This is a genomic window from Planobispora rosea (assembly GCF_014648175.1).
In the GTDB taxonomy this organism is placed as follows: domain Bacteria; phylum Actinomycetota; class Actinomycetes; order Streptosporangiales; family Streptosporangiaceae; genus Planobispora; species Planobispora rosea.
In genome coordinates, this window is record NZ_BMQP01000107.1 from 1 (window position 1) to 3,386 (window position 3,386).

Genomic DNA, 3,386 nt, shown 5'->3' on the forward strand with positions numbered 1-3,386 from the left:
TCGTAGTGGAAGGCCACCGGGCGCAGCAGCAGCGGCCACTGCCAGGGTTCGGACTGGTAGCTGTGGGGGGTGGACAGTCCGTTGTGGAAGCCCAGGACCTGGAAGTGGTAGGCCAGCCAGGAGCGGGCGGAGTCGAAGACGAAGTAGAACGGGCCCTGGGAGGTGGCCTGCGCCCAGTTGCGCCCCCAGCCGTTCGGCGTGGCGAACCAGCCGGCCCAGGAGGCGATGTAGGTGAGCGCCGGGATCAGCGCCATGCCGAGCAGCGCGGTGGGCGCGTCCTTGTTCAGCGCCCCGGTGTACGGCCGCCGCAACCCGATCGCCCGGCGGGCCCCCGCGTCCCAGACCAGGGACATGACGGCGAAGGCGACCAGGAAGAAGATCCCCGACCACTTGACCGCGCAGGCCGCGCCGAGAAGCACCCCGGCGGCGATCCGCCACGGGCGCATGCCCAGCCACGGCCCGTCCTCGGTGAGCCGCGAGGAGACGTACCAGCCGGCGAGGCGGGCCCGGGCGTGGTCGCGGTCCGCCACCAGGCAGGCGAACCCGGCGAGCACGAAGAGCATCAGGAAGATGTCCAGCAGCGCGGTCCGGGAGAGCACGAAGTGCAGGCCGTCCAGGGCCAGCAGCAGCCCGGCCAGGCAGCCCAGCAGGGTGGAGCGGGTCATCCGGCGGGCCACCCGGGCCAGGATCAGGATCGACAGCACCCCGGCCGTCGCCACCGCGACGCGCCAGCCGAACGGGTTCATCTGGAAGAAGTGCTCGCCGAGGGCGATCATCCACTTGCCCAGCGGCGGGTGGACGACGTAGGAGGCGCACTTGTCGACCTCGGCCGGGGCGCACTGCTGCCAGATGTCCAGGTTGCCCTGCATCAGGAGCTTGTCGGCGTCCTTGACGGCGTTCTGCTCGGAGCCGAACTTCAGCAGCGCGAACGCGTCCTTGGCGTAGTAGGTCTCGTCGAACATGACCGTGTTCGGACGGCCGAGGTCGGTGAAGCGCAGGACCGCGCCGAAGGCGGCGACCAGCAGCGGGCCCAGCCAGCCCCACAGCACGCTCCCCGGCATGGGCGGCACCAGCCGGTCGTGCACGGAGTCCTTGGGCGCGCGCTCGTCGGGCCGGGGTTCCGGCTGGTCGAACGCCTGGTCAGGGAAATCGGTCACGGCCACCCGGACATCGTACGGGCCCGCCCGGCCGCCTCACCCGGGAAACACCGCATAAGCCCCTAATCGGGGAGCTTCTCCGCGGGCGGCGAGGGTGCTTCCTCGTCCGGACTCTACTCCGCGGTGGGGGAGGATGGGGGTGTAACCGAGAGTTTGGGGGACGACGTGACCGGCGGTTCGAACGAGGGCGTGACCGGCGGGGCCTCCCCGGCGGGGAGGCTGGTGCTGGCCGGGGCCCCGATCGGGCAGGCGGGCGACGCCTCACCGCGGCTGCGCGAGGCGCTGGAGACGGCCGACGTGGTGGCGGCCGAGGACACCCGCCGGCTGCGCCGCCTCGCCACCGAGCTGGGCGCGCGGATCGACGGCCGGATCGTCTCCTACTACGACGCCAACGAGACCGGCCGGGCCGCCGAGCTCCTGGAGGTGCTCCAGGCCGGATACACCGTGCTGGTCATCACCGACGCGGGCATGCCCGGCGTCTCCGATCCCGGCTACCGCCTGACCCGGCTGGCCGTCGAGGCGGGCGTCGCCGTCACCTCGCTCCCCGGCCCGTCCGCGGTCACCACCGCGCTGGCGGTCTCCGGGCTGCCCAGTGACCGCTTCTGCTTCGAGGGCTTCCCGCCGCGCAAGCCGGGCGAGCGGGCGCGCAGGCTGGCCGCCCTGGCCGCCGAGGAGCGCACGATGGTCTTCTTCGAGGCGCCGCACCGCCTGGCCGCGGCCCTGGCCGCGATGACGGAGGCGTTCGGCGCCGACCGGCCCGCGGCGGTCTGCCGCGAGCTGACCAAGACCTACGAGGAGGTACGGCGCGGCGGCCTGGGCGAGCTGGCCGAGTGGGCGGCCGGAGGGGTCAAGGGCGAGATCACCGTGGTCGTCGCCGGGCGCTCCCCCGAGGACCTGGAACCGGTCATGGACGACCTGGTCGCCGAGGTCGCGCGGCGCGAGGCGACGGGCGTGCCGCGGAAGCAGGCGATCGTGGACGTCGCCAGGGCCGCGGGCATCCCCAAGCGGGAGCTCTACGACGCCGTCCACCGGGGCTGACTCCGGCCGGGATCCCGGACGCTCCAAACGCGATCTTTGTAATGCTGTTCATCGGGGCTGGCTTATCAGCATAATTTCCTAAATGGGATCAACGCGGGAGCGGCTGGTGCCGCCCATGCCGGGGAACATCCTGTGGGGCTGGCTGGGCCCGCTGCTGGTCGCCGCCTTCGGCGCGGTCCTGCGCTTCGCCGACCTCGGCCGTCCGCACGCGGTCATGTTCGACGAGACCTACTACGCCAAGGACGCGTTCGCGCTGATCACTTTCGGCGTCGAACGCAAGGCACTGGGCAGCAACGAGGACCCCGTCGCCGACCGCATGCTGATCGCCGGTGACACCCGCATCTGGGAGCAGTGCGTCCCGCCGGACACCGGTGTCTGCCCGCTGTATGTGGCCCATCCGCCGCTGGGCAAGTGGATGATCGGCGTCGGAGAGCAGCTCTTCGGCGTGGATCCGTTCGGCTGGCGCTTCGCCGCCGCGGTGACCGGGGTGCTGTCGATCCTGATCCTGGCCCGGGTGGCCCGCCGGATGACCCGCTCCACCCTGCTGGGCTGCCTGGCCGGGCTGCTGCTGGCCCTGGACGGCCTGCACTTCGTGCTCTCCCGGACCGCGCTGCTGGACGGCCTGCTGACCTTCTGGGTCCTGGCCGGGTTCGCCTGCCTGGTGGCGGACCGCGATCACATGCGCGCCAGGCTGGTGGACTGGTACGAATCCTCCCCGCTGAGCGAGCAGGGGCCGTGGCTGGGCATGCGTCCGTGGCGGATCGCGGCGGGCGCCTGCCTGGGGGCGGCCTGCGCGGTCAAGTGGTCGGGGATCTTCTTCCTGGTCGCCTTCGCCGTCATGTCCCTGGTCTGGGACGCGGGGGCCCGCCGGGCGATCGGGTTGCGGCGGCCGTACACCGGGGCGCTGAACCGGGACGCGCCGACCGCGCTGCTCGGCATGGCGCTGATCCCGGCGCTCACCTACATCGCCTCCTGGGCCGGCTGGTTCGCCTCCCCCCTGGGGTGGGGGCGCAACTGGGCGCAGGCCACCTCCCAGGGCCCGTTCTACTTCGTCTTCGACTCCGCCCGCTCCTGGCTGGCCTACCACTTCCAGGTCCTGGGCTTCCACAACGGACTGTCCACCCCGCACCCCTACCAGTCCGAACCCTGGCAGTGGCCGCTGCTGCTGCGCCCGGTGGCCTTCCACTACGA

At 72.2% G+C, this 3,386-nt stretch carries 3 protein-coding genes; 2 read left to right on the forward strand and 1 reads right to left on the reverse strand.

Annotation, left to right across the window (positions count from 1 at the left end; translation table 11 throughout):
- On the reverse strand, positions 1 to 1,163 hold a 1,163-nt coding region (locus tag IEZ08_RS38890; protein WP_229803963.1), incomplete at its 3' end, for a dolichyl-phosphate-mannose--protein mannosyltransferase.
- 159 nt (positions 1,164 to 1,322) lie between these two features.
- Between IEZ08_RS38890 and rsmI the strand changes: the two genes are divergently transcribed.
- Together rsmI and IEZ08_RS38900 are read left to right on the forward strand one after the other, a co-directional pair.
- Positions 1,323 to 2,195, forward strand: a complete 873-nt coding sequence (gene rsmI / locus IEZ08_RS38895) for a 16S rRNA (cytidine(1402)-2'-O)-methyltransferase (protein ID WP_229803964.1) — start codon at positions 1,323 to 1,325, stop codon at positions 2,193 to 2,195.
- 82 nt (positions 2,196 to 2,277) lie between these two features.
- Positions 2,278 to 3,386: dolichyl-phosphate-mannose--protein mannosyltransferase (locus tag IEZ08_RS38900; RefSeq protein WP_189244228.1), on the forward strand; the 1,109-nt coding region annotated here is incomplete at its 3' end.